The following is a 21472-nucleotide window of genomic DNA, read 5'->3' as shown; positions in this document are numbered from 1 at the left end:
AGGTCTGATGATATAGTTGCCAATAGACAAATCACCTAAATCTTCCTTTAGTTGACTAACTCCTAGTGCTTCATCTAACTGTTGAACAGTGCCTTTTTTCGTTCCTTGTCCATCTTCAACGATCAATACATCTTCTTTATTTATGCCTGGTGTCGCAGGCAATTCATTAATTTTAATTCCCATGTTTTACCCTCCAATCTTTTTCTCAAGTTGTTTAATTCTTTCATTTAAATCATCAACTTCTTTTTGTAAAACATAGCCACATCTAGCGGAAAGAGGACTACTAGATGATTGACTATCTAATTTATCTATAACCAATTTTGCAATTAGTTTTTTAAAACTATCCATTTTTCTCTCCTTCTAGATGCCATAATTTTTATGCACTTTAATTGTGCCATTGTCATTGTAATAAGCTTTCTTTACTTTTTTGATTACCCCATTATCGTTATACCAAAGTTTAGCTTGCTTCAATATTCCTGCATCACTAGGCTTTTCTACATATATGTTTTCACCGCTTTTAGTTGTGATTTCATCACCGCTATTATTAAGCAATACATCTTGATACATGATACTATTACATGCCAATTTCACTTGATCTGCTATCGTAGTGAACTGTACACTTGCATAGTCTGATGCAGTTCCATAATTGTCTACAATACGCACTTTAAATGTATATGTAGTTTCAGGCTTCAAGTTATCAAGCGTAATTCTTGTTTCTTGATTCTCATTTGTCCAGTTTACATCGTCAACTGACCATTGATAGTTATATCCTGTAGCTCCATCTTTGATACTGAATCCGCTCCATATAAATGTAGCTCCGAATGGAGTTAGATTCGTATAAGATACAGTACCTTTAGAAGGTTTATCTGGCTTTTTTGTGGTAATACTTTCAGTTACTTCATCAGTAAGTAAAGTGCTTTGTGAACCTTTGTATACAACATAGAAACTTACAGTGTAAGTAGTGTTAGGGATTAAATCTGTCCAACCGCCATTGTTACCTACTTTAGCATCTTCTCCTAGCACCGCTCTGATTGCGTAAAATTCATTAGGGTTTGAAGTTAAACTAGCACTGTAGCTAATTGATTTGTAGTCACTACTTAGACTTGCTTCATCAATTAATGGCAAAGCGATTGTAGCTGATTCGGTTTGTGAACCACTTGCAGAAACATTTCCGAAACTAGTACTAAAATATATATTTCTAGAATCTACTCTGTTATTTGTTGCAAATGTATATTCTAGCGTTCCACTAGCTAATTTCCACGTTCCTGCTCCACTTACATTTATATTTACGCTATGACTATTACTTCCAAAATTTAGAACTGCTCCATTGTACTGCGTTGAGTTTGCAGAATAAGCTTGTTGCAAATAGATTTCATATGAAACTCTATGCTTAATATTCGGATAAGTTCCTACTATTCTATTGATACAATCTACACGAAAGCTAATTCCAAGTACACCCGTGTTGTAAGTAGCCATAAACTATTCCTCCAATTGAAAATAAAAATAGCCACTTGGACAGTTTGATACTGTAGGTGCTTCTTTTCCTACTACATATTTAATTTCTTGTCTATTTTCAAGCTTAGCTACACGCTTTTCAAGTTCTTGAATCATCAATAAAAGCTTTCCGCCTTCATCTTCTCCAAGTTTATCCTGAATGAATTTCATAAAATCTAAGAACTGTGCATTCATACCATCTGTAGGAAGTTTTAGCAATCCATCAATAGTCAAGCCACATAAATTCTCATCTAAACGTGTATCAATAATATCTCTTGCTTGAATACTTTCTGCGTTAGCAGGTACTTGGATAATAGCAAGAATAACCTCATAATTTGACGCATCTCTAGTAGCATATGTAGGCTTAGTTCCATTACCTTTTACATACTTCAATTCACATGTGTTTGTACCTTTACTGTATCGAACAGAAATATAGTCATATCTCAATGTGGTTGATGCAGTATCAACTACGAATTCCACTTCCTCAGTATTTCCGTATGTGATTCCTCCTACTCCATCTTTTGCAGTCAAAAGAAATGCATAGCCAGGTGTAACACCAACACGCATTCCCCCGTTTGCTTTTACTCTTAGATCGTCTGCTGTTACGTTGAAAATTCCGCTCGTTCTTCCTACATGGAATAGCCTGACATCTTCTGCATAGTAATCTGTATCGTCTAAAGGATATGCTTTTTGTGTCATTACATTACCTCCCAACTTTCTATATTCGTAACTATAGATACATTCGTATCTTGGTTTGTTTCTTCCACAAAATTTAATTCTGTGACTCTAGCAAGTGCTAGAATCTTGTATTGTGTACTTTTAACGACTACGATATCTCCTAAATCATAATCTTTGCCTAATTCACTGATTTGTGAATAAGGGTCTAATTCAAATTCAAATTTATATGCGTTTTTATTAGCTTCTGTAAGCTTTTCTAAGCCACGAATTCTTAGTAGCTCCTTATACTCCGCTTCTGTATATTCCTTCTCTGTATTGCCTTCTTTATACTTTCTCTGTAAATCTCTAGCATCTACATACATTTCTAGTATCTGTTCATCTGTACTGCTTCTGTTGTCTAGGATAAACTTTGTTCTTTGCTCTCCTGTATCATCGCCGAAAACATATGCGTAGTTCTTGTATTCAGATAAATCGACTTCATAGGTTTGTGATTTGATATTTCCTAAATCATCACTAAATATAGCATTCTTTTTTAGCTCGCCTTTATAGATTTCAAGATAGTTCAATGTACCATTATGAACTGTTTCTCTCCATCCTAGTCCGCCTGTTTGGCAATATTTAGAGAACATTTCTGCCAGTGTTCCATATGATGTTTCACTTCCATACTTGATAACAGAATCAATCCCTTTAGCATCTGCTACATTAATATCCAATCCTCTTTTATTGCTTGTAACTGCATTTAGTAAAGATGATTCGATATTTCTTATTGTTACTGTTCCATCATTGATACGTGCATCTAGATTATCTAGTCTTCCTCTTACCTCTAGACTTTCTGCATCATATCTAACACATGTAATAAAGCCTATTTCATTTCTATCTGTACATATGATTCTGTTTCCTTCTACAAGATATGTATCATTCTCTGATGTTCTTCTAGCGTGAATTTCAAACGAACCACTTTCCCAGTATTTTGGCATCCACTGAATGCTAGTACAGTTCTGTAATAAGGCTTGTTTCTTGCCTTGTCTGTCATAAATGAAATACTGCATACTACACTCCTGCCACTGTGTCATCAAACGTTAATCTGACATCTAGCATGTTCTCACTTGCAGATGAACTATAGCGAATAACATTGTTTCCAGGCTTTAACTGAAAGAATGTAGAATTATAATCCATATAACTGAATACATTCGTAATATCACCCTGATGGATTAAATGGCAATATCTCTCATTTTCATATGTACTGATCTCAAGGATATCTCCAATCGCCATTGTAAGTTTTGGGAAACTTATATTCTCCTGAGTATCTACATTTGCAATTCTAGGGGCCTTGATTCCATCAACACCTGCAGTCATTCTGCAAATAAACCCTGTGCTTAGTGCTCCTTTGTTGTAAATAGTCTTTAAAGGCTGATAACTTCTTGAGCTCAACTTGAAAGGAGTTTTGCTTGAATAGCTTCTCTTGAATCTGTGCAATGGTGTAAGTGTATTAAAATCTGTAACATTTGAATCTGAACTTCTTGCATAAGGATAAGGTAGTCTTAGTGATATTTGGAAGTTCTGCCATACTACTCCGTTTGAAATAACAGGAGTTGTTTTTGGATGTACTTTCCAATACACATCTATATTTTCGTTTGTATTTATATAACGTAATGTAGCGGATACCCCAGGAAGGATAACCGCCAACATTCTTTTTCTGATATTTGGGGCATACTGAAAGCGACCATTTAAAGTCATATCTTTTGCTTGAATAGATACTCCTGTAACGCTTGCACCAATCTGATTTGATACTGTAGCTTCAGACAAGCTAATCGTATTTGATGAAAGGCCGTCAATGTTAGTGATGCGGATTCCGCTTTCTTTTGAAAACTCTATTGAATCGCCTATCTCGTTCGTATAAATGACTTTTACTGCCATGCTAACCTCCTCATCATATTCTTAGTCTCATTTGCAATTTCGCTAGGTCTTAGCTCCTTCGCTGAATTTATAGTCTGATCTACTTGATAGACGACTGTATTGCCTAAGCCGCTTCCTAGGCCTCCAGGATTGCCTTCTAAAGCCAATCTTGAAGTTAGGCTGTCCATGTTAGCTGCTTCTAGTAAATCGCTAGACATGCGTCCCATAAAGGCCTTAGCCTTTGGCATAGCTCTTTCTACGCCTAGCGTGATTCCGGCTGGAATCCATTTACCGATACGATCTGCGAATAGTCTTGAAGGCGACCCGATTCCTAAGGCACCTTTTACGCCGTCAATAAGGCCCTTGGCCATGTTTCCAAGCCATCCAGTCAATCCGCTCCACGCGTTGCTGATTCCGCTCCTGATTCCGTTTACGATATCAGAGCCAATTGAAATCATTTGTCCTGGTATTTCTCTTACCTTGTTTACGATTCCATTAAAGAATTGCCTTCCTGCTTGAATTGCTTGCTGTACAAACTGACTTGCAAAACTTGCGGCATTGCTGATCGTATTTGATAGCCATGTCCATACTTTACCGGGTAATTGTGAAATAAAGTTGATTGCATTTGATACAAAATCACGCCCTGCCTGAATCGCTTTCTGGATCATCTGGCTTACCCATTCAGCTGTTTTGTTGATTGTGTTTAGTAGCCAAGTCCAGATCTGGCCTGGTAGCTGCTTAAACCAATCCACTACTTTCGATATAAACTGCGGAATGTCTTGCGTTGCGAATTGTACAAGTCTTAGACCCCACTCTACGAACTTTCCTAGAATGTATCCTACGGCGTATCCGATCCAGTAAGGTATCGTTGTTCCGAAGAACGTTTGAATGTTCGTCACAAGCGTTTGTACGCCGTTTGGAATGGTAACCGTAAAGAATTGAACTACTTGTGTAGCCAGGTTCTGTGCTGCGTCCACGAAACTTTGGCACGCCTGTGGTATTGTTACCGTAAAGAAATTTACGATCCCATCTATGACTTGGCCTGTAGTTTCCTTTATGCCATCCCATAGATTGATCCAGAATTCTCTGAAGCTGTCGCTTGTATTCCAAAGATATACGAACGCCGCTACTAGTGCTCCGATAGCTACAACCACCAATGTGATAGGTCCACCGATTACTCCAAGAGCTGCGCTTAATCCAGAAAGTCCTCCGCCGGCTAGTGTAAAGGCTTCGGCCATACTTGCAATCACGCCTGTTCCTGATGATGCGGCGTAGGCTAGGCCATCAATCAATCCAGAGCCTTGTGATACTAAATGTCCGAATGTCTTGATCTTCTTTCCTGCATCACCGATTGTTTTCGCGATATTACTTACAGCCTTGATTCCTTTCCATGTGGCAAAGGCTCCGGCTACGGCTGCAATTAAAGGCATTAATTCTTGAATCTTGTCTGCTACAGTTTGCACTTTGTCTATAATATCTGGAAGCTTTTCTATAAAGGCTGCTGCAAATTCTACAACTTTCTCTACGATCTGAGGCAGAATTTCTTTGATCCTGTCTAGTGCGTCTTTGATAAAGTTCAGCGAGTCTCCTGGGTCTAGCTTTTCTTTGACCGTGTCTTTTACTTTGTTCCAGGCTTCTTGAATCTTTTCTGCTGCGGCTTTGATTGCTTCCGCTGTTGGCGCGAAGAAATCCTTAATTGCATTCAGTGCTTTCGGTAGTTCTGCGGCAATCCAATTCAGGACGTTTCTGATTACTGATCCAAAGCCAGCAATCATTCCTTGAATATTGGGTAGGCCACTATCTGTTAAAAAATTGTTTAAAGCCTCGATAATGTTAGCTATACCGATTGCGATACGAGCTGACATATTTGAAAAGCTAGTTGCAAAGCTTCCGGCCATTTCCTTGGCTTTTCCCGCTACAGCTGGGAATGTCTCGGTTCCGTTTTCTAGTGCATCCATCAGTACGTCATTGAATTCCTGCGCACTGATTTCGCCTTTAGAGAATGCGTCCGAAACTTCTCCCATGCTCTTCCCTGTCTTTTCTGCGAAAATCTTTAAGACTGGAATTCCTGCGTCTGTTAAACGTTGCCATTGATCGGCTGAAATCTTACCAGACGCGTTCATCTTTGCGATTGCATCTACTGTATTGGCCAGGGTTTCATTGGTTCCGTCTCCATAGAAGGAAACGGCATCCATCATGTCCTTTACCATTCGGGTAGATTTGTCTAAGCCTAATCCTGATGTGGCTAGCTTTTGAGTCGAACTCGAGGCGGTGTCTAATCCGTATGCCGTATCGGATACCGCGTCACTTAGTTCATTTACAACCTTCGCAGCTTTTTTGCTGCTTCCTGCTAAAACTCCTATAACTTGCTTAGCTTTTTGCATGGCATCTAATCGGGCGGTTGCTTTTCCGATTGATCCAGATATTAAGTCCCAACCTTTGCTGGCGGCTTTGAATACTGTTGCGCCTACGAAGGTTGACTTCACTTTGTCTGCGAAGGTTTCCGCACTTTTATGCGCTCCGCTAAGGCCGCTTTTGTATTCGCTATCGTCAAGTCCTAGTTTGACTTTAATTGTTCCATCAGCTCCTGATGCCATTTTTCAACCTCCTAGGTTTCTAATCTGGCCAGAAGTTCTGCTTCTATTTCTTGCGGTGTTCTTTCCTTTTCTGGTCCTTTGTCCTCAGGCAGGCGGTAATACTTTTCTAGGCGCTGCGCGCGACTCTTCTCTTCTCCTTTAAGATTTGAAGTATCCCTGGTTCTGTAACCAATAACTCGTATGATCATAGTATCGTCGCTTAGGGCGTTAAAAAGCGCCTTAAATTCAAACCAATGAAGTTTAGCGTCTAAAAGATTTATATTGTATTGCTGCCTAAACGCTGCATATATAAGGTCCATATCGTATTCGAATCGATAGCCTTGTCGTCCGTTTGTCTTGGCATGAGATTCTTTAGGCTCTTTGTCGCAAAAATAAAAGCCCATTATTGCATTCCATAGATCTTTCTGATCACCTTTAAAAGTGAACGGATTGATTCCTATTAGATCACAAATAACGGGCAGCTTCAGTTCCTCTGGTATTGCGTTATCTTGTATAACGCTGTCAACTCGGACCCAGGTTCTAAAGTCTGCAAAGATAGGGAGAATCGTTCCGTTAGCGTCTATGCTTTCCGGAAGATCTTCTCTTTCCAGCCACAGCATTTCTTCCTCCATATCGTTTGTCTGCGTATTCTAATGTCCTGTTAAATTTGTCCATAGATTCGCAAAGCTTGTCGATTTTGTCCAGATTCTTCTTTTCTTCTTCCGCAACTTTTGCCTGTTGATCTTTTAAAAATTCATCCTGGAAGATGCTGTGCAATGTGAAGCAAAGTTCAAACTGTGCCGAGCTTCCTTCGTATCCTTTGAATAAGGTCTCAAAGGCTCCATCTCCTAGAATCCTATCAATTAAAGCAGGGCAGTCCTCTAGTGATTCTTTTCCGAATTTGCTAAGTGCATTCTGTTCTGTTGCCCAATTTTCTAGGGCTTCGATCTTAGAAGTGTCCTTTACATCGACTCTGAATCTGTGTCCGTCGATTTCGATATCTTTAAATAATTGCTTTTGTAACTTTAGTTCCATGATGTCCTCCTTATGTTGTTAAGTGCTTTATTTTATAGCGTTGTCCGGGGTAAATGTTTTCGCCTTAATGTTAAACGTTCCCGGTACCTGATCGCCTTGTTGTGCGAATGTTCCAGAGCACATTAGTTTGCCTCCGGCCTCTCCGCTTCCTGGGTTATCTGGTTGCACTTCGTAGATTCTTTGATAAGCTACAAAGTCCCCAGATTTGGCTGTTTTCTCGTTCCATGTTTCCACTTCGATTTCTTCAAAAGTAGAACCGACTCTTTGTTCTTTACCTTGCAAGTATACCCAGTAGTTAAATGCATCCCCTGGATATGCTCGGCCCTCGTAGGATACAGTAGGCGCATAGCCTGTAACCTGGCTTTGGCTTCCCGCTTCTCCGATATATTGCACCCCATCATCTGTTGTAGCGTTCAAGGCTTGCTCCCAGTTTGTCAATCCCTTGTTAGCTAGAACGTAGCTTTCAGAGCCTGTGAATTTGACGTAATGTAGGTTATCTTCGACCTTTAGTTCTCTGTTAGGTAGTTCAGTTGTCATTATTCAAACCTTCCCTTCTTTTCGTAGGTTAATGTCATAGAGCAGTAGAAAGTTGAAAGCGCGGCCTCTTCTCCCGTGTAGTCTGAAGGTAGCGTTGTGAGTGCGACCTCTTGCGGTGTTGCTTCGTCTAGCACGAGATTTGGAAAACCTTGCGCCTCTTCTTCCGCGAGTGCCTGTACTAGTGCATACAGGATTCTGGATAGGTCCAGGCGTGCTTTCGTGTCCTTTCTGCTTGCTTGAATATAAATTTCAAATGGGTAAGTAGCCCTGTAGCCACCACCCAGATAGTGTTCTATTTCTTCCGTGTAGCCACTACTTTTGAAAAGTAAAGCGGTGTGCTTAGAGTCATTGAAGTACTCCAGGCACCACGGTATGTTGTTGATATTGATTGAAGAAAAGAAATTGTACAATCCGTCTTCAATCTGTTTTACGTCTTCCAGCTTTATGATCTTCTTTTCACTCATCTGAATTCCTCCTTAAAAAACTTTTTAGCGCCTTCCATCCAGGCGTTCTTTCGTGCCTTCAAAGTTTTAGGCCACCACTCCGAGCCTCCTTGTCTATAGCTCAAATTTCGAGTTGTATAGACTTTTGTTTCTCCGTGTTTAGCCCATGGACTGTGGCTATGGGTTCCGATCATAACTCTTCCTGTATGTTGGAAGTGTGCGTATGGCGTGTCCCATATGATCCAATCGTTATCCTGTGCCGCCCATCTTAAAGCTGATGTTCTCAGCGTTCCTTTTCCGATAGGCACGTTTTTGTTCGTGTCTTGAACGATAAGCTGCTTCAGCTTCAATCTAGACCGTCGGAGCGCTTTCGTTCCTCTGGCCTGTAGCTGTGCCACCGGAATATCGACTATAACTTTTAGATGATACTCACTCACATGTTACCTCTATGAATTCCGGCGTATTTCTCAAGGGATTTAGAATATTCACATTTGTGATCTCGTAAATGTCGCCGTGTACTTCGATACGGTCCCCGGTTCTGATTGTGAACTGTTTGTCTGGCGTCTTAAATTCTGAAGGGGGAACTAGAATTTTGTCCGCCTTATAATCGTTCACGTCTATCGTTATGAGGATCGTATCGGAATTACTGGCACCCGTCTGTCCATAAGTCCGGGCTTTTGTTTTGGAAACCTTTACGTGTTGGACCGTTACTGTTGACGTAGTTTCTTCCAGGTTTTCTTCTCCTAGAATGTTCATGACTTTTATTGTGTGCGGCCTAAGCCATCTCGGGCTTTTCACCATACCGCTTGGCAGGCTAGTCCTGCTTTGAGTAATTGGTAGTTGAGCTCTGATACTGCTAGGCTTGATAAGGGTATGTCATGGAACCTTATCGTTTTTGCATTATCTACGGAATACGAGAAGCCGCTTGTGGTTGCGCCTGTGAAGTTCATATCGCTAGAACCTACGAAGCAATCCATGCCGCCATGTGCTTCTATGAAGTCAATCTGGTATAGGACTGCTTTTTTTAGGTCCATGTTGTAATCTTCCAAAGCCTGAACTTTCCAGTACGGAATATTCTCTCGAATGTAGGATTCTAGAAGGCTTTCGGTTCTTGGTTCTATTTGTGAGTACTCCACTTCATCCAGTAGCGTTCCACCTAAGGTTGTGTATTCCTCAAAGCTTAGGATCATGTTTTATCTCCTTGTCATGCAGTTGGAGCTACTTGTACATTACGGAATACACCGGCTTTAGTTGTATCTTTTGAAACGATAGAAGCAATCATTTCTACTTCTCCTTTTTTAACGGCTCCAGGTTCGCTTAAGTTTGGCATATATTGACGAATGATTTTCTGCCCTTGCGGACTTACTGCGTGCACGGCATCCAATCCGAATTTTGCAGCGTAAATGCTTGTTGTTCCTGTTGTTTCGTCGATAGGTACGCACATCAATGATTTAGTTCCATTGTAGTATTCTCCCATGTCAACGATTGCGATTCCGTCGTAGTTGTCTACGCCTTGGCCGAAGCTGTCCTCTGATCTTGTGTAGTATCCTTGCATTTTAGCGATTGTTTTTAAAACAGTAGCTGTCTTGCGGTTTACTAATAAAGCGTCTGGTTTTACAGAGAATTCTGATAGCCAAGAATCCAATGCAAAAGTGAAGGCATCTGCGTTTTCTTTGATCTTTGCTGCTGTCGACAAATCAAAGGCTGCATCTGCGTTTTTCTCTTCTGTATTTGTTCCCTTTACTAATACATCCAAACCGTCAAAGCCTGAGTTATCTGTTGCAGCAGTTCCTTTGACTGTTGACTTTCCATTAATGAAGTCATAGTGGAATTTGTTCTTTACTGCAATGATTTTCTGAGCTAATTGGAATGCAATTTCTGAGCTTGCTGCTGTGTCTTCTAATACACGGTCTACTTCGTAAGCCCCACCAAAGATTTTTAAGTTTGTAGTTTTCTGAGTCTTTACAGCTTCTCCTGCTGTGTATTCGCTATTCAATTTACGACCTTCAGCCACTGATGGTGTTTTTAATTGCAAATAGCCATAAGTTAATGTCGAGCCACCTGTTCCTGGTGATACCGCATTATCGAAAGTTAAACGATCCAAAATAAAAGAGTCCCTACGGAACTCATCAATGACCTGCTGGTCTACGTGATCGGCTAAACCGACTTTTGATTGCTCTAATGTAATTGGCATCTTTTAGTTCCTCCTATTTTTTGTAGTATTCTGAAATTGCGCCGGCTAGAGTTGTTGGTGCCTCTGGTTTCGGACTTCCTTCGTGATTTCCATCAAGCACGACGTCGTTCCCATTTTTTGGCTCGTTTGGCTCTGCCGCCTTAAATAAGAAGCTGTCTTCTTTCTTGATAGCTTCGATTTGTTCGTCAAGTCCTGTTAATTTTCCATCTTTATCAAACTTGATCTTGTCTTTATCTAGTAATCCCATCAATGCCTTTTCAGATAAGGTTCCAGATTTCGCGATAGCTAAACGAATTGCGCTGTCACGTTTTGTTTCTTCCAAGTCATGATCGTATTTTGTTTTCCAGTCGTTGACGTCTTTTTGTAGTTGTTTTACGTCTACTCCGTCAAAATCCTTGACGCTTTGTGTAAGCTCTTGAATGCGCGTTTCTTTGGCTTGCATGTCACTCTCGTATTTTGCTTTCGAGACGTATTCTCCTGAGGCTAGGTTTGCTAATTTTACGGTTTTATTTCCTTCTAGCTTAGCTGCAACCTGTGCATACAATTCCTCACCTAAGATTTCTTTTAAAAACTCCATTTTTGTCCTCCTGCGTTTTTTATATCTGGTTCACTCCAGTATCGAGTCCGGCCTTTTATATCCCGTGCCGAGGGGTATTCAAGCCTTTTATATGCCGTGCTTAGGGCATAATAAAAACCGCGCCATTCCTAGCACGGTTCTTGTCCTTATTTAGTTGTGTTCTATAATACTTCCGCAATTCCTTTTGCAAGTTTTGCGGCTTTCTGCATCAAGCTGTTTTCTTCTAGGTATTCTAGTCCCTTCAGGGTTATTCGGATACCCTCTAGCCCCTCAATGCTTGGTGTTGGGTCTCCTATGTATTGGATCACCTGGAAGCCCTCAACGTATCCATTTTTCAGTAGCATGCCTAGAAGTGCTTTTCTCTTTGGTTCTGTGATGCCTAGGTTATCCACTGAAAGTCTTCGGATGTCTACGACCTCATAGTCCATTGATTTCTGCAGAATTGATAGAATTTTGTATATCGTTCTGAAGTCTTCCGACATGTTTTGCCTCCGTTATTTAATGGCACCCGTATCAAATAGAAAATTCAATTCGTCGATTGATAAAACATGAAAAGGATTGACTCTGGTGTCGTCTACAGTCCAGTCGTCTTCTATCTCTACTGGTGCTTTTTCTCTAGGGTCAAACCCGAGCTTTTTAATAATGCTTTCAAGTGTGATCATTTGCTATTACCTCCAATTTAATTCCTGCGTTCTCTAGCCTTTTGAGAATCCTTTCTAGATTCTTTTTATCTAGAATGACCTCTCCGTTTTCATTATAGATACTTTTTTCTAAAGTATCAAGGTTGGAGTCTATCTGGTGATAGTCTAACTTTTTATCTGGGTCAACTGTGTATTTGTATATAATCCCGCTGTGTCCTACAACAATTCCGTATTTGTATCTTTTAGCATTGTTCAGGTCACTTAAACTCGGCGCTCCGCTTTCTGGGTGGTTGTGTAGCGCTATGACCTGGCCTATATTGTTTAGCACCATTTCTTTCATCTTTGTTGTAGGGTAAGTCTTTTTCTTTAGCTGTGAACTCGTGTTTCTTAGCACTTGCCCTGTTTTAGGATTGATAAATGCCAGATCTTCTCCCAGTGTTCCTTGTCTGTGGTTCAGCGCCCTCACTGCTTCTCGTGCGACCTTTGTGATCGTCCTTTTATCTTCTTTCAAAAATCCAAAGCTTTTTCTATACTCGTTTGAGTTTATATAGCTTCTGTCAATTGTTGTTTTTCTGTTTATTGACCTTCGGCTTTCCTCGTTATGCGTCTCTTTATAGTCCAGCTGTTTCCTCGGTATTCTTACAGGCTTGTAAGGTCTGCCTTTTGTGCCTCCGATTTTCTCGGCTGAGTAGTCTCTCTTTAATCGGCCCTTAGAAGCGTCCACAAGCTCCTTCAGTCTCATCTTGTTGTATTTATACCAGTAATCTTCTTTCGTCGTATCTAGCCCTGCTGCGGCCTTCACACGTCGTTCTCTGTCCCACTTTCTCATGTTTCTTTCGTAGGACCTTTGCTTTTGCTCCATCTGGTATATTCTTTCATTTTCTCTTGGATTTACAGGCTTGTTGTAATCCTCGCTTATTCCTGGAAAGTATGCAGTGAAGGAATGTCTGCAGTTCCATCCGCCAAGTCCTGCGCCTGTTCCGTATCCTGTGGCCTCATAAAAGTTCTCGTAATTTCCTTCCGGATGATTTACCCAGAACACTCTGCCTTGCCAGGCTGCGTGGCTTGGTCTGGCTCCCATGTGGGCACTCGTTTGTACTAGATTTATATCTAGCTCATCAATGACCGATTTCTCGCAAGCCAGGGCGTTCTGGTTTACTGCGGTTCGTACTGCCAATCGAACGGCCGCCTCGATTGATCGTTGAGCACCGCTTGGGTAGGATACTTTTGTTAGGCCTTCTCTGCATAGCTTGTCTATCGTGTTTGCGGTTGCTTGATCCAAAGAATAGGCTCCGCTTGAAACCTGAAGATAAGCCATGTCGTAGTATCTCATAAAAGTGTCGCTAGCCAGTTGAGCTGTGGTCCTTGTAAGGTTCTGGATATCTCCCCACAGTGCTGATGTTCCTTTTTTGATCTGATCCGAAAATTCTAAGCCACTTGTGTCGTATCCTCCAGCCTCTAGTCTGTCGAAGGTATCACGGATACTTTTATAAGCGCTCTGTTGCATGATCCGGTCGACTTCTTCTTCAGAAGTGTGAAGTATTTCAGCTAGTCTTTTGTTAATCCAGTCTTGCTGCAAACCAAGTTGTTTTAGCTTGTTGTTCAAATACTCCGCTGTGCTTGTCATAGCGTCCTGATTCATCTTGATCCGCTCCGCTATGTCCACCAGTATTTCTGTGGCCAGTTCCTGATACAGTTTTTCTAGGTCGTCACCTACGTTCTGCAGGTAGTTCGGTTCTAGCATTAGGCTTCACCCTCTGGCCCCTCTTCGATTTGTGTTCCATCTTGTGGGAAGAACATACTTTGAATTCTGTCTGCAGGGTTTTCTGTTTCTCCGGTCATCTCTCTGGCTGTTTCTTCGTCCTCTCCGTAGTATCGGACGCGATATTCCCATTTTTGTAGGATGCCAGCCGAGATTTCCTGAAGCATTCTTAGACGCTCCGCTTCCTCATCTGAAAACATGGTGTCGTCAAATTGAATTGTGATGCGAACGTCTGGATCAAGCCCGGATATGTGGCACTTCTCTTTGCCTAGGATGATAATCGATCTCGTTAGCTCTGTAAGGGCGTCCTGGATTGCGATACGCTGCTTCCAGACGCTTTCTGTTAGCTCTTTATTGCTAACTCGAACCTGAGTTGCTGTGGTCATGTTCTGGATGCTGAACTGGTACCTATTTTGCCCAAGCCCGCATTTACTTGATAGAAGATTTAGATTGAATTGAACGTTCTCTTTGTTCTCGTCAACTCGAAGGCTGGGATTGTATTCCTCAAAAAGTCGAGGCTTGTCTGGGCTTACTTGTGTTCCCGTACTTACGTATAGAGATTTTTCCAAAGTTGCACCGACGTCTGGTTCTTGCCTTACTGGTACTCGTTCACCTTTATCGTTTAGCGCGTAGGCTGTTGGCTTCATGCTAAATAATGCCTGATCCATGAAAACCTTTTTCTTTCCTAGCAAAGTATCCATGAATAGATTGTCGTATGCCAAGTCGCAGCTTTCTAGCATGTCGATTGCGTTTGCGTAGATTGACATCCCCAGAGGCACGTCTGCAATGTTGTTTTCAATATTGGGCTTTAGGATCACAAAAGGCTTACAAGGTAGCTTGTAACTGATTGCTTCGCCGTGTGGTGCTGATACTCTTTCATAGCCTACAGCGTCTCCTGCCACATTGTTGATCTTGAAGTAGTGGTTGTAGATTTGATAGCCTTCTTGCTCTTGCTTGAAGACCTGGATGTACATAAAGCTTTCCCCGTTTTGCGTATACTCACTAGCCAGTGCAATTTCGGTTATGTCTTCCTCGTCGTATGTCAACGGCACTATTTTCTGTGCATCCTTGATAGCTTTGATTTGTACGCTCTGGGCACTTAGCTGTCCTTTGTTTACTGTTGGCTTTACAAGCTGCAGATAGAAGCACACGGTCCCTTGTGCGAATTCTCTCTCGACCGCTTTGTTTCCTAGCTTCCAGAACTTGCTGTTTCCTAAAACTCCACCGTTCTGGTCCTCTTTGTCTCCGGTCAAGAATTCTTGTGTGGCGTCAGTTCCATGTTCATTGCACTCTACCAGGATTCTGGTTTTATCATTCAAAAGTAAATCGGCCCAGTCTTCGCAAATTTTCTTAGCCATTCGCATTTGCTTACGTTTTACTTGTCTGCTGTTTCCGTTTTCGTTCTTGATCTCGTATTTATGAAAATCTTGAACGTAGCCTTTCCACCAATCGTTCCAGAATTGAATCTTGTTGTAGTAGTCTTGGACTTCCTGGCTCACAGGATATCCTAAGTCCTTTAGTATTGTGAATAAAATTTTCATTTAAGTACTCCTTCCTGTGATCAGGTCCATAAATGTTGACCAACTGTAAAAATGGGCGTCGAATGTATCGACGTCGGTTGTGAAATCATCCAGAATCTTGTCTTCCTTCGATTTTGTATCGTATAGGGCTGTGCTCAAACTTTCGACTACCATAGGTACTGCCTGGAACTTCATCTTGTGTCGGTTCAGCAGCATGTTGTAGGTCAGAATCCTTGTCTTTCCGTCTATCTTGCGGCAATCCACCACATTGGTTGGAAAGCCTGCCCTTTGTACGGCTACTCGTATACTGTTCAAAATGACTTGTTCTGCGTTGTCGACAAAAACGCTTGATACCACGAAGCCTTGAATCCATAAAGCTCTGATCAGGTCGACTGTCTCTGTGCAAAGTCTTTCAGCATCTATAGTTCCTTTAGCATGTACGACTTTACGTTCTGCAAAGGTTACAATCTCAGAAAGGTCTGCCGTGATTCCCGTTACGATCAGGCTACTATGGGATCGTGTTCCACCTATGTCCAGGCCTATGTTGATCATATTAAAAAGTGGGAGTTCTCCTTTGACTTCCCACTCGTCTGGATTGTCTGCAAACTGTGGGAAGAGTAGCCCTTCCGCGTTGCACCATTCTCCTAGTATGTATCTGTTGTATAGGACTGTCCCTCGATATTCGAGTTTCAAGTTTTCCACGAATTCCTGCGGCAGAAACGGGTTGTCCTCAATCGTATATTTCTGTCGGAAGATGTCGGCTCCTGATTCTAGAAACTTTAAAAACCAATGGTTCTTGTTGTCCGGGTTGCATGTTCCGTCAAAACAGCTATACGGTTTATCTAGACGCGACTTTAGCATGTCAAATACTTTCTTATTCCAGGTTACGACTTCATCCCCGTAGCAATACGCTACTGAGGCCCCTTGTATCTTTGTAACCTGGCTTTCTTTGTCTGCGCCTATTGCGTAGCAGTTACGGCCGAATAGTCGCACCGTGTTGTCTGGTCTTACTCTTCCAACTAGTTCAGGGCCATACAATTCTCGCATGGGTTCTAGAACGTTTCTTTCAAGTGTCGACTTGGTGTTTCCTATGAGGAACACGTGGCCTGGAAGGCCTTCTATAGCTCGAATCCGTTTCGGTATGATGTAATAGTCCAGCCACGTCTTTCCGCTACGTGTAGCCCCTTCTTTTATGTTCCAGCGGCTTGGCTTATGATTCCAGAACTCTTTCTGTTTCTCAGTTAGTTCCACTATCGTCTCCGGCTACTGCGTCCATAGCTTTCAGTAAAAGATCCAGTTTTGTAATCTCTTTAGAAGGGTCGCCTTGTCTCTTGATCTGTTCGGCTTGCGCGTTCATCAGCTTCGTTCGGGCTCTGTCTAGGCTTGTGACTGGTTGCTGTCCTGTAAGGTCTCGAATGAACTCTGCAGCTCTTACGTCTCCGCGTGTAGCTTTGTTGAACATGGTTGCGGCTAGAAGCATTTGATTGCTGAGCTCTTCGTCTTCTAATCCCATGTCAATCAGCTTTTCTTTGTTTCTTTCGCTTGGTTCTAGCTCTAAAATTGCAGCTAGGCATTGTTTTAACTTCTTTTTCTTTTTCTGGACTTTCTGGCTTGCGGCTCCGCCCTTGCGTCCCATCTCTGCAGCATTCTCTTTCGTGAAAGGCTTCAGGTTTTGCATTGGGTCTTTGCGCTGTCTGGCCGCTTCGCTTTTTGTACGTCCAGCTAATCCCTTAGCAGGCATCTGATATCAGCTCCGCCTGTTCTCCGGTGTAATCTTCCCAGCGCTTGATAATTACATCGGCATAGTGTGGATCATACTCCATCATGAAGCACCTCCGTCCTAGCTGTTCGCAAGCCATAAGCGTGGAGCCTGAACCTCCGAATAGGTCCAGCACGTTTTCTTCCGTTCGGCTGCTGTTCTTGATCTGCCTTGCAATCAGCGGGATTGGTTTCATGGTTGGATGCAGATCGGATTTCGTGGGTTTTTTCTCGTCCAGAATTGTTGTGTCCTTGCACCCCCCCAGGATTGATTTTAGAAGGTCTTTAAGCTCGTCCTTCTTCATGCTGTCAATGTCCAGGTCCTCTGTGTCTTCGAGTACAGTTACAAGGTTTCTAGTATTGACGAAGTAATGGGCTGCGCCATCTTTCCATCCGTAAAGGCATGGCTCGTGTTTCCACTGGTAGTCCTGGCGACCCAGTGCGAATGTGTTCTTGTTCCAGATCAAGGTTTGTCGGATGTTTAGGCCTGCGCGTTCTGCTGCTTCCAGAAAGTTCTTGCTTTGTGTAGATGCGTACCAAATGTAGAAGGCTCCGCCAGCCTTGAGCTGTTCTGTCATGTTCTCGAAGGCAACTTTTAAAAACTCGATAAAGCCCTCGTCGTCTTCCCATGAGTCGTTATCAATGACCAGCCCGTCTGTTCTTCGGTGTAGCTGTTTCGCTTCGCTTGGTCTCATATGCTGTCCTAAGGCTACGTTATACGGTGGATCGGTTACGACCATATCCATAGTAGCGTCGCTGCAAAGCTTTTCTACATCCTGGCGTTTGGTACTGTCTCCGACCATCAATCTGTGCCTTCCTAGCATCCAGCATTGTCCTCTTTTGGTTGTTGGTTCTTCCGGAATCTCTGGCTCGAAGTTGTCGTCCTCTGCGATTTGTTCGTCGAATGTTTCCGTTTCAAATCCGAAAGGCTCCATATCGAAGTCCATGTTGTCTAGCTCTTCCAGTTCAAACTGTAAAGCGTCAAGGTCCCATTGTGCTGCTTCCGCGACTTTGTTGTCTGCCAATCGGTAGGCTTTCACCTGTGCTGGTGTTAGATCGTCAGCCTGGATGCACGGCACTGTCTCAAGGCCTAGCTTTTGTGCTGCCTTCCATCTCGTGTGTCCTGCAATGATGATCAGATCTTTATCCACCACAATCGGTTGCTTGAATCCGAACTCGTCTATAGATGCTGCGACTAAATCGACGGCATCTTCGTTGAGTCGTGGGTTGTTCTCGTAAGGCTTCAGGTCGCATGTTCTTATGTCTGTAATGTTCATGTGTGTTCACCTCTGTGTATTAAAAAAGAAGCGTTAGCAGCTCATGGTTTTCTCCAATGAGAGGTCTATCCTGTTTAGCTTCTAAAGCTTCTTTGTTGTCTATGATTACCCGGAGCGCTGAAAAGAAAAATAAGATTAATGTCCATGATTTGTCGTAGCTGACGTTTGACGTTGTCTGGAAAGCACTCGTTTTTATAAAGGAGGACGCTCCGGATAAAAGAAAAGAGGGCCCTTTTCTACCGGTCCTCTTTTACAAGTACTAATATACCACCCGAAAGCGGTTTACAGTGTAAACTCTTCAGTCTTTTGTCAGATTTTTTACCTCTGCCATTAGGTGCTTATACATTCCTTGTCTTGTGTATCCGTATTTCTCAGCTACATCCACGGCCTTGATTCTATGAATGTACAGATCCCATAGAATGTTCTGATCTTGCAAATCGAGTAGCTCCGTCCATCTTAGGTCCATCAGTCTTTTCTGGAAGTGATGCAGTTCTTGTTCTTTGGCTGATATCTCTTCAAATAGTCCGAGCGGGCTGTGGTACTGATGCTGATATGTCGGCATAGGCCACTTGCTTTTTTTCTGTTCTGCGGTCAGTTCGATTCCTCCAGACTTTGCAAGGCCTGTTGTCTGGTGGTTTAGTACTTCCAATTCCTGATTCAATTCAATCAAACGGTGGCAGCAGTAGCGCACCGTTTTTAGTTCTGGAATTAATTCATCATAAGTCATGTTTTACCTCCTTAAAGCTTCGATTAATGCTTTTTGTGTTATGTTCTTGTGTTCTAGTGCATCCAGCATGTCCTCGTCTACTGTGCCTCTAGCTACGATCTGATAAATGATCACGTTTTGCTTTTGTCCTTGTCTGTAGATTCTGGCATTTGCCTGCTGATACAGCTCAAGGTTCCAGTTTGGAAGTGTGTACCAGATTGCGATATGTCCACCACGTTGAAGGTTAAGTCCGTGTCCTGCGCTTGCTGGATGCAAAAGCAGCACGTCTATCTTTCCGTCGTTCCAGTCCTTGACATCTTTTTCACTGTTTAGACTTCTTACTTCGATCTTTTGCTTTTTCAGATGTTCTGTGATGCGTTTTAGTTCGTGTTTGAAATAATAAAACACCATCACTGGGTTCTGGTTCGCTGATTCGATTAAGTCGTCTAGTGCCTCGAGTTTAGCCGTGTGAAGGGTTGCTACTTCTTCGAGCTTGTTTCCTAGCTGATCACGTTTATAGATTTCTCCTGATGTCATTTGTAGCAGCTGACCACATAGCACCCCAGCGTTGGCTGCTAGCAGTGATTCGTTGTTGTCTAGTTCCAGAACCTTCTCACGTTTGAAAGCGTGGTATTCTGTCATCGCTTTTTGAGGTAGTTCGATTGATTTTTTTAAGTACTGAACCGGTGGAAGTTTGGCGCAGTCTGCCTGATCCAGGCTCATGCATACATCACCTATTTTCTTGTATATTTTTTCCTCTGCATCCGGTCTTGGCTTCCAATCGTATACGATCATCCCGTTTCTTCTTCCTGGAATTAGGTATCTTTCTCGAAACTGAGTTAGTGTTCGACCTAATCTTTCTCCCTGGTCAATCAAGTATATCTGGCTCCAAAGGTCCGGAATTCCTTTCGGGGCTGGTGTTCCGGTTAGACCTATAAATCTGTCAGCTAGCGGCATAACTTTTCTTAGGGCTCTAAACCTCAAGCTTCTTGGATTCTTGAAAGTTGATAATTCATCAATCACTACCATGTCAAAGTCAAAGTATTTGTTGTCTACTAGCCAGGTAACGTTCTCTTTGCCTATGAGATAAATATCTGCCTTTTGTTGCAGTGCTTTCTCACGTTGCTTTGGAGTGCCTGCTATGATTGAATAGCTCAAGTCCTTAGTGTGACTCCACTTTTCTATTTCTTCGGGCCACGTGCTCTTTATTACGCGCACAGGGCCAATGATTAGAACTTTTTCTATGTCGATTAGTTTTAAAAGGCTGATGATCGTTAGCGTGGTTACAGTCTTTCCGGCTCCCATAGGGAGAAGAAGGCCACACTTCTTATGATCCAGTCCGAAGTTGATAGCCTTCTTTTGATAACTATGAGGTTTAAATTCTGTCAAAGTGTCGCTCCTCCGGTATGATTCCAGACCGCATCAGATTTGTTAATTCGTCCACCTGGGCTTTTGTGCTGATGCAGTATACTTTCATACCTGTTGCCCGTATTTGGGCTACTGTGGCTTTTTGTAGGGCTCTAGGCTTACCGCCTGGCCTTTTTACTTCTACAAAGAAAGCCTTTGAATTATATGTGATCAGTCTATCTGGCACGCCTGCGTTTCCTGGGCTTACAAACTTCCAGGCTTTACCGCCTAGCTCTGATACCTTTTTGATCAGATAATTTTCTACTTGATTTTCTATCATTTCTGGAAGAACTTCTTTTGAAGTTCGCGGTACCGCTCGGCGCAGTCTGGACACAAATCTTTGTTGTCAATTGTTGTGATCCACCCATCTGGAAGTCCTTCCCAGGTTTCGATTGTTTTTCCGTTTTCAATCTTGCTCTTTTCGATTCCGACTGATGTTTCTTTTCCGCATCGGTCGCACTTGATATACATTCTATTTTCTTTCATGTTCTATTCCTCCTCTAGTCTTCTTCTTTGTCTTGCTTGTTTCGAATCTATATTGATTTGAATTTCAGCGTGAGTGATATTGTAATACTCTTTTAGCTGATCCATGCAAATTATTACATCCGCCATTTCTTCGATCAGGTTATGTCTTAGCCCTTTGAACTCTAAGGGCTTTGTTTTTTCTTCCGGATTGCGTACCAGTTTAGAAATTGCCTTTTGTAGTTCTGATAGTTCTTCCATAGCGACCAGGCTCTGCCTTTCGATTCCATACCGGTCCATGGTTTCGTTGTTGACTCTTGCGTCTAATTCATGCATCAAAAAATGAAATCTTTTGCTGTCGTTTACTTTTATTGCCATTTCTGTGTCTCCTTTTCTGTTGATTTTTGGCCCTGGAAACGGATACGTTCGGAAACGCCTTCCAAACTCTTTATATATATACTATATTTTCTCGCGCGCATATACATACGCATATACTGTATTACACTATA

The 21472-nt window shown here is 42.2% G+C and carries 28 protein-coding genes; all 28 read right to left on the bottom strand.

Features of this window, described 5'->3' with window-relative positions; genetic code table 11:
- On the bottom strand, nucleotides 1-183 hold a 183-nt coding region (locus tag LJE08_RS05050; protein WP_227402584.1), incomplete at its 3' end, for a hypothetical protein.
- Between the two features lie 3 nt (nucleotides 184-186).
- Nucleotides 187-348: a hypothetical protein gene (locus LJE08_RS05045; protein ID WP_227402583.1), complete on the bottom strand. Its 162-nt coding sequence runs from the start codon at nucleotides 346-348 to the stop codon at nucleotides 187-189.
- A gap of 12 nt (nucleotides 349-360) precedes the next feature.
- On the bottom strand, nucleotides 361-1476 hold the full coding sequence (locus tag LJE08_RS05040) for a fibronectin type III domain-containing protein (RefSeq protein ID WP_227402582.1): 1116 nt from the start codon (nucleotides 1474-1476) through the stop codon (nucleotides 361-363).
- Between the two features lie 3 nt (nucleotides 1477-1479).
- Nucleotides 1480-2193 (bottom strand): hypothetical protein, encoded by a 714-nt coding sequence (locus tag LJE08_RS05035; RefSeq protein WP_227402581.1) that lies wholly within the window; start codon nucleotides 2191-2193, stop codon nucleotides 1480-1482.
- Nucleotides 2193-3221 carry a siphovirus ReqiPepy6 Gp37-like family protein gene (locus LJE08_RS05030; RefSeq protein ID WP_227402580.1) on the bottom strand — a complete coding sequence of 343 codons (1029 nt, stop codon included), beginning with the start codon at nucleotides 3219-3221 and terminating at the stop codon, nucleotides 2193-2195. The genes LJE08_RS05035 and LJE08_RS05030 overlap by 1 nt, the downstream gene beginning before the upstream one ends.
- Nucleotide 3222: 1 nt before the next feature.
- Entirely contained in the window at nucleotides 3223-4089 is an 867-nt protein-coding gene (locus tag LJE08_RS05025; RefSeq protein ID WP_227402579.1) for a phage tail domain-containing protein, read from the bottom strand.
- A complete protein-coding gene (locus tag LJE08_RS05020) occupies nucleotides 4080-6665 on the bottom strand; it encodes a tape measure protein (RefSeq protein ID WP_227402578.1) in 2586 nt (861 codons plus the stop codon). The genes LJE08_RS05025 and LJE08_RS05020 overlap by 10 nt, the downstream gene beginning before the upstream one ends.
- 11 nt (nucleotides 6666-6676) lie before the next feature.
- Nucleotides 6677-7276 (bottom strand): Gp15 family bacteriophage protein, encoded by a 600-nt coding sequence (locus LJE08_RS05015; RefSeq protein ID WP_227402577.1) that lies wholly within the window; start codon nucleotides 7274-7276, stop codon nucleotides 6677-6679.
- The gene (locus tag LJE08_RS05010; RefSeq protein WP_227402576.1) at nucleotides 7218-7679 is read right to left on the bottom strand and encodes a hypothetical protein; all 462 of its coding nucleotides are present in this window, start codon (nucleotides 7677-7679) and stop codon (nucleotides 7218-7220) included. The genes LJE08_RS05015 and LJE08_RS05010 overlap by 59 nt, the downstream gene beginning before the upstream one ends.
- Nucleotides 7680-7706: 27 nt before the next feature.
- The gene (locus LJE08_RS05005; protein WP_227402575.1) at nucleotides 7707-8216 is read right to left on the bottom strand and encodes a phage tail tube protein; all 510 of its coding nucleotides are present in this window, start codon (nucleotides 8214-8216) and stop codon (nucleotides 7707-7709) included.
- Nucleotides 8216-8680 carry an ABC transporter permease gene (locus tag LJE08_RS05000; protein WP_227402574.1) on the bottom strand — a complete coding sequence of 155 codons (465 nt, stop codon included), beginning with the start codon at nucleotides 8678-8680 and terminating at the stop codon, nucleotides 8216-8218. The genes LJE08_RS05005 and LJE08_RS05000 overlap by 1 nt, the downstream gene beginning before the upstream one ends.
- Nucleotides 8677-9096, bottom strand: a complete 420-nt coding sequence (locus tag LJE08_RS15250) for a minor capsid protein (protein WP_227402573.1) — start codon at nucleotides 9094-9096, stop codon at nucleotides 8677-8679. The genes LJE08_RS05000 and LJE08_RS15250 overlap by 4 nt, the downstream gene beginning before the upstream one ends.
- Nucleotides 9089-9415, bottom strand: a complete 327-nt coding sequence (locus LJE08_RS04990; RefSeq protein WP_227402572.1) for a hypothetical protein — start codon at nucleotides 9413-9415, stop codon at nucleotides 9089-9091. Before LJE08_RS04990 ends, LJE08_RS15250 begins: the two co-directional genes overlap by 8 nt.
- Nucleotides 9416-9453: 38 nt before the next feature.
- A complete protein-coding gene (locus tag LJE08_RS04985) occupies nucleotides 9454-9849 on the bottom strand; it encodes a hypothetical protein (protein ID WP_227402571.1) in 396 nt (131 codons plus the stop codon).
- A gap of 14 nt (nucleotides 9850-9863) precedes the next feature.
- Complete coding sequence (locus LJE08_RS04980) at nucleotides 9864-10853, bottom strand: major capsid protein (protein ID WP_227402570.1); 990 nt, start codon at nucleotides 10851-10853, stop codon at nucleotides 9864-9866.
- A gap of 13 nt (nucleotides 10854-10866) precedes the next feature.
- Nucleotides 10867-11430 carry a phage scaffolding protein gene (locus LJE08_RS04975; RefSeq protein WP_227402569.1) on the bottom strand — a complete coding sequence of 188 codons (564 nt, stop codon included), beginning with the start codon at nucleotides 11428-11430 and terminating at the stop codon, nucleotides 10867-10869.
- Between the two features lie 161 nt (nucleotides 11431-11591).
- Complete coding sequence (locus tag LJE08_RS04970) at nucleotides 11592-11912, bottom strand: YjcQ family protein (RefSeq protein WP_227402568.1); 321 nt, start codon at nucleotides 11910-11912, stop codon at nucleotides 11592-11594.
- Between the two features lie 12 nt (nucleotides 11913-11924).
- Entirely contained in the window at nucleotides 11925-12092 is a 168-nt protein-coding gene (locus LJE08_RS04965) for a hypothetical protein (RefSeq protein WP_227402567.1), read from the bottom strand.
- Entirely contained in the window at nucleotides 12079-13815 is a 1737-nt protein-coding gene (locus LJE08_RS04960; protein WP_227402566.1) for a phage minor capsid protein, read from the bottom strand. The genes LJE08_RS04965 and LJE08_RS04960 overlap by 14 nt, the downstream gene beginning before the upstream one ends.
- Nucleotides 13815-15374 carry a hypothetical protein gene (locus LJE08_RS04955; protein ID WP_227402565.1) on the bottom strand — a complete coding sequence of 520 codons (1560 nt, stop codon included), beginning with the start codon at nucleotides 15372-15374 and terminating at the stop codon, nucleotides 13815-13817. Before LJE08_RS04955 ends, LJE08_RS04960 begins: the two co-directional genes overlap by 1 nt.
- Complete coding sequence (locus LJE08_RS04950; RefSeq protein WP_227402564.1) at nucleotides 15375-16604, bottom strand: terminase large subunit domain-containing protein; 1230 nt, start codon at nucleotides 16602-16604, stop codon at nucleotides 15375-15377.
- Nucleotides 16591-17094, bottom strand: a complete 504-nt coding sequence (locus LJE08_RS04945; protein WP_227402563.1) for a hypothetical protein — start codon at nucleotides 17092-17094, stop codon at nucleotides 16591-16593. Before LJE08_RS04945 ends, LJE08_RS04950 begins: the two co-directional genes overlap by 14 nt.
- On the bottom strand, nucleotides 17084-18388 hold the full coding sequence (locus LJE08_RS04940; RefSeq protein ID WP_227402562.1) for a DNA modification methylase: 1305 nt from the start codon (nucleotides 18386-18388) through the stop codon (nucleotides 17084-17086). The genes LJE08_RS04945 and LJE08_RS04940 overlap by 11 nt, the downstream gene beginning before the upstream one ends.
- A 298-nt stretch (nucleotides 18389-18686) precedes the next feature.
- On the bottom strand, nucleotides 18687-19115 hold the full coding sequence (locus tag LJE08_RS04935; RefSeq protein WP_227402561.1) for a hypothetical protein: 429 nt from the start codon (nucleotides 19113-19115) through the stop codon (nucleotides 18687-18689).
- A 3-nt stretch (nucleotides 19116-19118) separates the two neighbouring features.
- Entirely contained in the window at nucleotides 19119-20483 is a 1365-nt protein-coding gene (locus LJE08_RS04930; RefSeq protein WP_227402560.1) for a DEAD/DEAH box helicase, read from the bottom strand.
- The gene (locus LJE08_RS04925; protein ID WP_227402559.1) at nucleotides 20470-20781 is read right to left on the bottom strand and encodes a VRR-NUC domain-containing protein; all 312 of its coding nucleotides are present in this window, start codon (nucleotides 20779-20781) and stop codon (nucleotides 20470-20472) included. Before LJE08_RS04925 ends, LJE08_RS04930 begins: the two co-directional genes overlap by 14 nt.
- Nucleotides 20778-20987: a hypothetical protein gene (locus tag LJE08_RS04920; protein ID WP_227402558.1), complete on the bottom strand. Its 210-nt coding sequence runs from the start codon at nucleotides 20985-20987 to the stop codon at nucleotides 20778-20780. Before LJE08_RS04920 ends, LJE08_RS04925 begins: the two co-directional genes overlap by 4 nt.
- Nucleotides 20988-20990: 3 nt before the next feature.
- Nucleotides 20991-21341 carry a hypothetical protein gene (locus LJE08_RS04915; protein WP_227402557.1) on the bottom strand — a complete coding sequence of 117 codons (351 nt, stop codon included), beginning with the start codon at nucleotides 21339-21341 and terminating at the stop codon, nucleotides 20991-20993.
- Nucleotides 21342-21472 lie beyond the last annotated feature (131 nt).

This window comes from Holdemanella sp. DFI.5.55, assembly GCF_020593575.1.
GTDB classification, from domain to species: Bacteria; Bacillota_I; Bacilli_A; order Erysipelotrichales; family Erysipelotrichaceae; genus Holdemanella; species Holdemanella hominis.
Note: the sequence above shows the minus strand (reverse complement) of the source record. Positions and strands in the feature narration are given on the sequence as shown.

What these genes read in the sequence shown, in the direction of transcription:
- LJE08_RS05045 (WP_227402583.1), bottom strand. Translation starts at nt 348, where the DNA reads ATGGATAGTTTTAAAAAACTAATTGCAAAATTGGTTATAGATAAATTA.
- LJE08_RS05040 (WP_227402582.1), bottom strand. Translation starts at nt 1,476, where the DNA reads ATGGCTACTTACAACACGGGTGTACTTGGAATTAGCTTTCGTGTAGAT.
- LJE08_RS05035 (WP_227402581.1), bottom strand. Translation starts at nt 2,193, where the DNA reads ATGACACAAAAAGCATATCCTTTAGACGATACAGATTACTATGCAGAA.
- LJE08_RS05030 (WP_227402580.1), bottom strand. Translation starts at nt 3,221, where the DNA reads ATGCAGTATTTCATTTATGACAGACAAGGCAAGAAACAAGCCTTATTA.
- LJE08_RS05025 (WP_227402579.1), bottom strand. Translation starts at nt 4,089, where the DNA reads ATGGCAGTAAAAGTCATTTATACGAACGAGATAGGCGATTCAATAGAG.
- LJE08_RS05020 (WP_227402578.1), bottom strand. Translation starts at nt 6,665, where the DNA reads ATGGCATCAGGAGCTGATGGAACAATTAAAGTCAAACTAGGACTTGAC.
- LJE08_RS05015 (WP_227402577.1), bottom strand. Translation starts at nt 7,276, where the DNA reads ATGGAGGAAGAAATGCTGTGGCTGGAAAGAGAAGATCTTCCGGAAAGC.
- LJE08_RS05010 (WP_227402576.1), bottom strand. Translation starts at nt 7,679, where the DNA reads ATGGAACTAAAGTTACAAAAGCAATTATTTAAAGATATCGAAATCGAC.
- LJE08_RS05005 (WP_227402575.1), bottom strand. Translation starts at nt 8,216, where the DNA reads ATGACAACTGAACTACCTAACAGAGAACTAAAGGTCGAAGATAACCTA.
- LJE08_RS05000 (WP_227402574.1), bottom strand. Translation starts at nt 8,680, where the DNA reads ATGAGTGAAAAGAAGATCATAAAGCTGGAAGACGTAAAACAGATTGAA.
- LJE08_RS04990 (WP_227402572.1), bottom strand. Translation starts at nt 9,415, where the DNA reads ATGAACATTCTAGGAGAAGAAAACCTGGAAGAAACTACGTCAACAGTA.
- LJE08_RS04985 (WP_227402571.1), bottom strand. Translation starts at nt 9,849, where the DNA reads ATGATCCTAAGCTTTGAGGAATACACAACCTTAGGTGGAACGCTACTG.
- LJE08_RS04980 (WP_227402570.1), bottom strand. Translation starts at nt 10,853, where the DNA reads ATGCCAATTACATTAGAGCAATCAAAAGTCGGTTTAGCCGATCACGTA.
- LJE08_RS04975 (WP_227402569.1), bottom strand. Translation starts at nt 11,430, where the DNA reads ATGGAGTTTTTAAAAGAAATCTTAGGTGAGGAATTGTATGCACAGGTT.
- LJE08_RS04970 (WP_227402568.1), bottom strand. Translation starts at nt 11,912, where the DNA reads ATGTCGGAAGACTTCAGAACGATATACAAAATTCTATCAATTCTGCAG.
- LJE08_RS04965 (WP_227402567.1), bottom strand. Translation starts at nt 12,092, where the DNA reads ATGATCACACTTGAAAGCATTATTAAAAAGCTCGGGTTTGACCCTAGA.
- LJE08_RS04960 (WP_227402566.1), bottom strand. Translation starts at nt 13,815, where the DNA reads ATGCTAGAACCGAACTACCTGCAGAACGTAGGTGACGACCTAGAAAAA.
- LJE08_RS04955 (WP_227402565.1), bottom strand. Translation starts at nt 15,374, where the DNA reads ATGAAAATTTTATTCACAATACTAAAGGACTTAGGATATCCTGTGAGC.
- LJE08_RS04945 (WP_227402563.1), bottom strand. Translation starts at nt 17,094, where the DNA reads ATGCCTGCTAAGGGATTAGCTGGACGTACAAAAAGCGAAGCGGCCAGA.
- LJE08_RS04940 (WP_227402562.1), bottom strand. Translation starts at nt 18,388, where the DNA reads ATGAACATTACAGACATAAGAACATGCGACCTGAAGCCTTACGAGAAC.
- LJE08_RS04935 (WP_227402561.1), bottom strand. Translation starts at nt 19,115, where the DNA reads ATGACTTATGATGAATTAATTCCAGAACTAAAAACGGTGCGCTACTGC.
- LJE08_RS04925 (WP_227402559.1), bottom strand. Translation starts at nt 20,781, where the DNA reads ATGATAGAAAATCAAGTAGAAAATTATCTGATCAAAAAGGTATCAGAG.
- LJE08_RS04920 (WP_227402558.1), bottom strand. Translation starts at nt 20,987, where the DNA reads ATGAAAGAAAATAGAATGTATATCAAGTGCGACCGATGCGGAAAAGAA.
- LJE08_RS04915 (WP_227402557.1), bottom strand. Translation starts at nt 21,341, where the DNA reads ATGGCAATAAAAGTAAACGACAGCAAAAGATTTCATTTTTTGATGCAT.